The following is a 6929-nucleotide window of genomic DNA, read 5'->3' as shown; positions in this document are numbered from 1 at the left end:
CGTCGGCGACAGCCCCGCAGCACCGCCTGGAGGCCCGGTGCCGGTCCACGAGACCGGCACCGGGCCTCCAGGCCGTTCCGGGCACACCTGCCGGACCCGGGCGCCCCTGGCGGAAGCGGGCACACCTGGTCGTCCTGAACCATCAGGTACGCCCGGTTCCACTTGCCATCGCGCGTGCAATGGGAAAGAACGGGCACAGGACCACGGCACCGGGCCTCCAGACCGTTCGTGGACGAAGTACCGTGGACGCATGACCGCGACCGACGTCGACCCCCTGGCCCTCGACCGGCAGCTCTGCTTCGCCCTGGCCGCGACGAGCCGCAGCGTCATCGGGCTGTACCGCGACCTGCTCGACCCGATGGGCCTGACGCACCCGCAGTACCTCGTCATGCTCGCGCTGTGGGAGCACGACCCGCGCTCGGTGCGCGAGATCGCCACGGAACTCCGTCTCGACTCCGCCACGCTGAGCCCACTGTTGAAGCGGCTCGAGGCCTCCGGCTACGTCCGACGGCAGCGCAGCACGGCCGACGAACGCCAGCTCGAGGTGTCGCTCACGACCGCCGGGCGAGCGCTCCGCGACCGGGCACGTGCGGTCCCCGTCGCGGTGGCCGATCGGCTGGGCTGGCCACTCGAGCGACTCGAACGACTCAAGGACGACCTGACGGAACTGCTCGGTCGCGTCGACGCCCTCGACTGAGCGCCTCCTTCGTGGCAGAATGATTCGTGCACGAACGAAAGGACGGACCGTGGGTCGCTTCGGCAGCTGGTACGACCGCTGGAACCGCACGCTCATCGAGAAGATGGGCCCGTCGCAGATCGGCGCCGGACACGTCGAAGGCGCGGACGACCGCACCGTCGACCGCCCCTGCCCCATCTGCCGGCAGCCGCTCTCGCAGCACACGGTGATCCGCCCCGAGGGTCAGGTCCGCTCGAGCACCCTGGTGTGCCCCGGACGCTGAGCATCCGCCGCGGGATCGGAATTGCCCGGCGCAACACGTGGTTCAACGGACTCGTGAAGCTCTTCGAAGCCGCCGACCTCGGCGCACTCCACCTCCGCAACCGCATCGTCATGGCCCCCCTCACCCGGACGCGCGCCGGTGAGCAGGGCATCCCCAACGACCTCCTCGTCGAGCACTACGCGCAGCGCGCCGGCCTCGGCATGATCATCACCGAGGGCACCTGGCCCGTCCAGGAGGGCCGCTCCTACCCCGGGCAGCCCGGCATCGAGACCGACGAGCAGGTCGCGGGCTGGCGCCGCGTCACCGACGCCGTGCACGAGCGCGGCGGCACGATCGTCATGCAGCTGATGCACGGCGGCCGGGTCTCGCACACCGACATCTCGCAGACCCCGCGCATCGTCGGCCCCTCAGCGACCGCCGCGCCGGGGCAGACGCACCTCGCCGACGGCTCGAAGGCCGACATGCCCGTGCCGCACGAGCTCACCACCGACGAGGTCCGTGAAGCCGTCCAGGGCTTCGTCCGCGCCGCCCGCAACGCGATCGCGGCCGGGCTCGACGGCGTCGAGGTGCACGGCGCGAACGGGTACCTCGTGCACGAGTTCCTCTCCCCCGTGTCGAACACCCGCACCGACGAGTACGGCGGCTCGCCCGAGAACCGCGCGCGCTTCGCCGTCGAGGTCACCACGGCGATCGCCGAGGCCGTCGGCGCGGACCGCGTGGGCATCCGTCTCTCGCCGCAGCACAACATCCAGGGCGTGCTCGAGGAGGACGACGCCGACGTCCGTGCGACCTACACCGCTGTGGCCGAGGGCCTCGCGCCGCTCGGGCTGGCCTTCGTGGACGTCCTGCACGCCGAGCCGGCCAGCGAGCTCGTGCAGCACGTGCGCCGCACCGCAGGCGCTCCGTTCATCGCCAACTCGGGCTTCTCGTCGATGACCTCCCGCGACGAGGCGATCACGCTGCTCGACGGCGACCTCGCCGACGCCGTCGCCGTGGGCCGGGCCGCGATCGCGAACCCCGACCTCGCCGAGCGCTGGGAGCAGGACGCGGAGCTCAACGAGCCGCGCCCGGAGCTCTTCTACGGCGCGAGCGCCGAGGGCTACACCGACTACCCGACGCTCGACCAGGTCCGCGAGCCCGTCGCGTAGCCGACGTCACCGGTCACGGACGGGAGGCGCGGTGCCAGCCGGCACCGCGCCTCCCGTCCGTCCGGTGGTCACGACCTACGACCGCGTGGCGTGCCGATCCGGGCATGGCGTGCCGATCCGCGCGTGGCGTGCCGATCCGCGCGAAGGAGACACGGCGGAACGGCCTTCGACGCGCGGATCGGCTTCCTACTCCACGCGCGATGGGTCGGAACGATCGGGACGGTCGCGGTCGACGCCGTCCCAGAGGTCCGCGCAGTCGACACCGACGACGCCGGCACGCCGGAGCCAGGCGCCGGCGACGCGGTCCGTCGGGTCGGACGTGACCGCCTCGACGAGCGCAGCGCGGTGGGCGGGACCGACCAGCACCGGGTGGCCGGGACGGCCACCGAAGACCGCGCGGCACAGCACGTCCGGGCCGTCCGCCCTCGCGAGGACCCGCCGGACGACCGCGACCGGCAGCGTCGGGAGGTCGACGAGCGAGACGCACGCCACGGTCTCCCCGTCGAGCGCCCGGAGCCCGGCGGCGAGCGAGGCACCGGGCCCGGTGGCCCAGTCCGGGGCGACGACGGTCCGCACACCCACGTGGTCCGGCACGGAGTCCCGGACGGTCCCGGCGGCGGCGCCGAGGACCACCACGACCTCGCTGCACCCACCGTCGAGCAGTGCCCGGGTGCCCAGTTCGACCCACGGGGTGTCGTCCGCCGCGCGCACCAGCGCCTTCGGCATCCCCATCCGCCGCCCGGCACCTGCGGCCAGCAGGACCCCGGTCACCGGCAGCCGCACGTCGGGCCCTCGATCAGACGAACGCCGGCACCGACGCCCACGCTGCCGGGGCCTCGGCGACACCGTCGCGGACGACCGTGCCGGAGATCAGGCCGTAGGGGCGGTCCGCCGCGAAGAACACCTCGCCCGGGTTCTCGAGGCCGAACGGGGACAGGTCGACCAGGAAGTGGTGCTTGTTCGGCATCGAGAAGCGGACCTCGGCGATCTCGGGGAACGTCTCGATCGCCGCACGGCCCATCGCGAACAGGGTCTGCTGCAGGGCGAGCGAGTGCAGGTCCGCGAAGGTCGCGAGCATCCGGTCGAGCACCCCGGTGTACACCGCGTCGTAGTCGATCCCGGCGGCGACCGCCTCCGGCGTGTAGCGCCAGCGCGCGGTGACCGACGTCGCCAGGATCCGGTCGTCGGTCTCCACCAGCGTCGTGTAGCCGTCGCGGGGGAAGCCGTGGAACTCGCTGCCGGTGCTCTTCAGGACGGTCAGGTCGGTCACGCCTGCGAGCACGTGCACGTCGTCACCGTCGACCTGCACCACCGCGGTCCGGGTCCCCCGACCGGAGCGGACGAAGGAGTGGTCGTGCTCCCGGCCGTCGACCGCGATGCGCTCCCACGCGTGCTGCTCGGCGGACAGCGTCGACCCGTCGTACCAGTCGAACGCGGTCGCGAAGTGCCGGCCGAGGCGGAGCAGGAACTCCTCGGGCGTGCCCACCCCGTGCTCCTTCGCGAACGCGTAGACGGTGTTCTTCTGCGTGTCCGTCGCGACGACCTTGGCGTTGTCGCCCTCGGTGTACGACTCGGCGAGCGCCGCCCCGCGCAGCTGGGTCGTGACCGTCAGGTCCTCGATCTCGTGGCGGTCGGTGTCGCGGGTGACGCGCACGAGCCGGACCTCGGCCTTGCCGTACTGGTTCGCACCGAGGCGGACGGAGGTGGTGACGGGGGCGGTGGTGTCCTGCACGGTGGGCGCTGCGGTGGTGTCCATGCGGCGACGATGACACCCGAGTGTTTCGGTGGTGGGTCGAACACGTCACGAGCTGCGTCCACGCACCGCGTCCGGTCGTGACGCGGGCGTCGCTCCCCCGTAACGACGCGGAAACACCGGTTCCCTAGCGTTGCGGCCACGAACCGATCCGACCGAGGAGGCACCGTGGCGCGCAGCACCGCTCCCGAGGCGTCCTCGGCGTGGAACCGCGGGATGATCGCGCACGGCCGACGGCCGGGCGACACCGTCGTCACCCGCCCCGCCACCCCGATCGGACCCCTGCATGGACCTCGTCACCGTCCGCACCCTGCGGACACCGTCGCACCGCGACGACCTCGCGCTCGCCCCCGGTGAGCAACCCCTCGCGGGCGGCACCTGGCTGTACTCCGAGGAGCAGCCCGGCACGACCGGTCTCGTCGACCTGACGGGCCTCGGCTGGCCGGACGCCGAGCGCACCCCGGACGGACTGCGCCTCGGCGCGACGTGCACGATCGCCGCGCTGCTGCGGCTCGACCCCGAGCCCGGATGGCGTGCCTGGCCGCTCGTCGACCGGTGCGCGAACGCCCTGCTCGCGTCGTTCAAGGTGTGGAACGCGGCGACCGTCGGCGGGAACGTGGTGACCGCGCTGCCCGCGGGGGCGATCACGGCGCTGCTGGTGACCCTCGACGCGACCGCGGTCGTCTGGACACCGGACGGCGGGGAGCGTCGCCTGCCCGTCGCCGACCTCGTCACCGGGGTCCGCACCACGGCCCTCACCGCCGGCGAGGTGGTCCGGGCGTTCGACCTGCCCGCGTCGGCGCTCGCCGGCACCACCGGGTTCCGCCGGGTGTCGCTCAGCCCGCACGGGCGCACCGGGACGCTCGTCACCGCACGGCGGGACGCCGACGGCTTCGTGCTCGTGGTCACCGGTGGGACCCCTCGGCCGCTCGTGCTGCGGTGGGACGCGGTGCCGACGGCGGCCGAGGTCGACACGGTGCTCGCCGCACACGACGACTGGTACGACGACCCGCACGGCTCCCCGGCCTGGCGCCGCTCGGTGTCCCGCCGCTTCGCCGGCGAACTCGTCGCCGAGGCCGGCGGGCCGGGTGCCGAGACCGGCGGGCCGGGTGCCGAGGCCGGCGGGCCGGGCTCCGCTGCTCCGGACGGGGGCGCACGATGAGGGTCACGGTCGACGGCACACCCCTCGAGACGGACCCGCAGCCGGGCCAGGTCCTGCGCACGCTGCTCCGGGAGCACGGGGTCACCAGCGTCAAGAAGGGCTGCGACGCCGGGGACTGCGGCGCGTGCTCGGTCCTGCTCGACGGCACGCCGGTGCACTCCTGCATCACGCCGGCACACCGGGTGGCGGGACGCACGGTGACGACGGTCGCGGGACTCGGCACTCCCGACGACCCGCACCCCGTGCAGCGGGCCTTCGCCGAGGCCCCCGGGTTCCAGTGCGGCTTCTGCACGGCCGGGTACGTCGTCACCGCGTCCGCGCTCGACGACGACCGGCTTGCCGACCGGCACCGTTCGCTCAAGGGCAACCTCTGCCGGTGCACGGGGTACCGGGCGATCGAGGACGCCCTGGACGGTGTGCGCAACACCGCGTGCGCGAGCGCCGGTGCGGCCGTCGGGACCTCGGTCGCGGCCCCCGCGGCGATGCGCATCGTCACCGGCAGCGAGGAGTACACGCTCGACGTCCGCCGGACCGAGGGGCTCCTGCACCTCGCGGTCCTCGGCAGCCCGCACCCGCACGCCCGCATCGTGTCGATCGACACGAGCGCGGCCGAGGCGCTGCCCGGCGTGCACCTCGTGCTCACCCACCACGACGACCCCGGCGTGCTGTTCTCGACCGGTCGCCACGACTCCCGGCTCGACGACCCCGACGACACCCGGGTGTTCGACCGCGTCCTGCGGTTCCGCGGCCAGCGCGTCGCCGCCGTCGTCGCCGACAGCGTCCGGGTCGCCGAGCAGGCGTGCGCGCTGCTGCGGGTCGAGTACGAGGTGCTCCCGAGCGTGCACGACGTCGACGCCGCGCGCGACCCGGGCGCTCCCCTGCTGCACGGCGACAAGACGACCGCGGAGCACCGCATCGCCGAGCCCGACCGCAACGTGGTCGCGGCCCTGCACGGCGAGACGGGCGACGTCGAGGCCGCGTTGGCATCAGCCGCGGCGACGGTCGAGGGCACCTGGACCACGGGTCGCGTCTCCCACGCGGCGCTCGAGACGCACGCCACCCGCGGTTCGCTGGACCGGGACGGGAGGCTCGTGCTGCGGACCGCCACGCAGGTCCCGTTCCTGGTCCGCGACGAGATCGCACACGTCTTCGGTCTCGACCCCTCGCGTGTGCGGGTGGTCGCCGGACGCGTCGGCGGGGGCTTCGGCGGCAAGCAGGAGATGCTCACCGAGGACCTCGTCACCCTCGCCGTGCTGCGCACCGGTCGGAGCGTGCAGTACGAGTTCAGCCGGCGGGACGAGTTCACGATCGCGCCGACGCGGCACCCGATGCGCGTGCGGGTCCGACTCGGGGCGGACGCCTCGGGTCGCCTGACCGCGATGCACGTCGACCAGGTGATGGACACCGGCGCGTACGGGAACCACGGCGTCGGCGTCATGTTCCACTCGGTCAGCGAGTCGGTCGCCGTGTACCGCTGCCCGTCGAAGCGGGTCGACGCCGAGTCGGTCTACACGAACAACCTGCCGTCGGGGGCGTTCCGCGGGTACGGCCTCGGTCAGGTGGTGTTCGCGATCGAGTCCGCGATGGACGAGCTCGCGCACCGCCTCGACCTCGACCCGTTCGCGCTCCGGCGCCGGAACGTCGTCGTGCCGGGCGACCCCCTCGTCGTGACCGACCCCGACGAGCAGGACGACCTGCGGTGGGAGGGCAGCTACGGGCTCGACCAGTGCCTCGACCTGGTGGAGGACGCCCTGCGTGCCCCGCTGCCGGAGGTCCCGGCGATGGACGGCCCCGTGCTCGACGACTCCGGCGACTGGGCCCACGGGACCGGGATCGCCCTCGCCGCGATCGCCACGATGCCGCCGCGCGGGCACCACGCACACGCGACCGTCGAGGCCACGGCGGAA

7 protein-coding genes are annotated in these 6929 nt (G+C 73.7%); 5 read left to right on the top strand and 2 right to left on the bottom strand.

The features are described from left to right. The first annotated feature begins 250 nt into the window (after positions 1–250). Genes D8M35_RS14670 through D8M35_RS14660 form a run of 3 tightly spaced genes read left to right on the top strand, consistent with a single transcriptional unit; the run spans position 251 to position 2107 of the window. Positions 251–697, top strand: a complete 447-nt coding sequence (locus D8M35_RS14670) for a MarR family winged helix-turn-helix transcriptional regulator (protein WP_126892506.1) — start codon at positions 251–253, stop codon at positions 695–697. 49 nt (positions 698–746) lie between these two features. Continuing rightward, positions 747–959: a hypothetical protein gene (locus D8M35_RS14665; protein ID WP_174234761.1), complete on the top strand. Its 213-nt coding sequence runs from the start codon at positions 747–749 to the stop codon at positions 957–959. A 53-nt stretch (positions 960–1012) separates the two neighbouring features. Continuing rightward, entirely contained in the window at positions 1013–2107 is a 1095-nt protein-coding gene (locus tag D8M35_RS14660; protein WP_126892504.1) for an alkene reductase, read from the top strand. Positions 2108–2293: 186 nt separating this feature from the next. On the opposite strand, the gene D8M35_RS14655 is transcribed toward D8M35_RS14660, so the two are convergent. Both D8M35_RS14655 and pucL read right to left on the bottom strand, forming a co-directional pair. Next, positions 2294–2890, bottom strand: a complete 597-nt coding sequence (locus D8M35_RS14655) for an NTP transferase domain-containing protein (RefSeq protein ID WP_238638251.1) — start codon at positions 2888–2890, stop codon at positions 2294–2296. 13 nt (positions 2891–2903) lie between these two features. Beyond that, a complete protein-coding gene (gene pucL / locus D8M35_RS14650; RefSeq protein WP_126892503.1) occupies positions 2904–3863 on the bottom strand; it encodes a factor-independent urate hydroxylase in 960 nt (319 codons plus the stop codon). Positions 3864–4146: 283 nt separating this feature from the next. On the opposite strand from pucL, the gene D8M35_RS14645 reads away from it, so the two are divergent. Together D8M35_RS14645 and D8M35_RS14640 are read left to right on the top strand one after the other, a co-directional pair. Then, positions 4147–5022 carry a xanthine dehydrogenase family protein subunit M gene (locus D8M35_RS14645; RefSeq protein WP_126892502.1) on the top strand — a complete coding sequence of 292 codons (876 nt, stop codon included), beginning with the start codon at positions 4147–4149 and terminating at the stop codon, positions 5020–5022. After that, the coding region (locus D8M35_RS14640; protein WP_126892501.1) for a molybdopterin cofactor-binding domain-containing protein at positions 5019–6929 on the top strand (1911 nt) is incomplete at its 3' end. The genes D8M35_RS14645 and D8M35_RS14640, both read left to right, overlap by 4 nt.

Origin of the sequence: Curtobacterium sp. HSID17257 (genome assembly GCF_003989515.1) — a bacterium.
Taxonomy (GTDB): domain Bacteria; phylum Actinomycetota; class Actinomycetes; order Actinomycetales; family Microbacteriaceae; genus Curtobacterium.
Note: the sequence above shows the minus strand (reverse complement) of the source record. Positions and strands in the feature narration are given on the sequence as shown.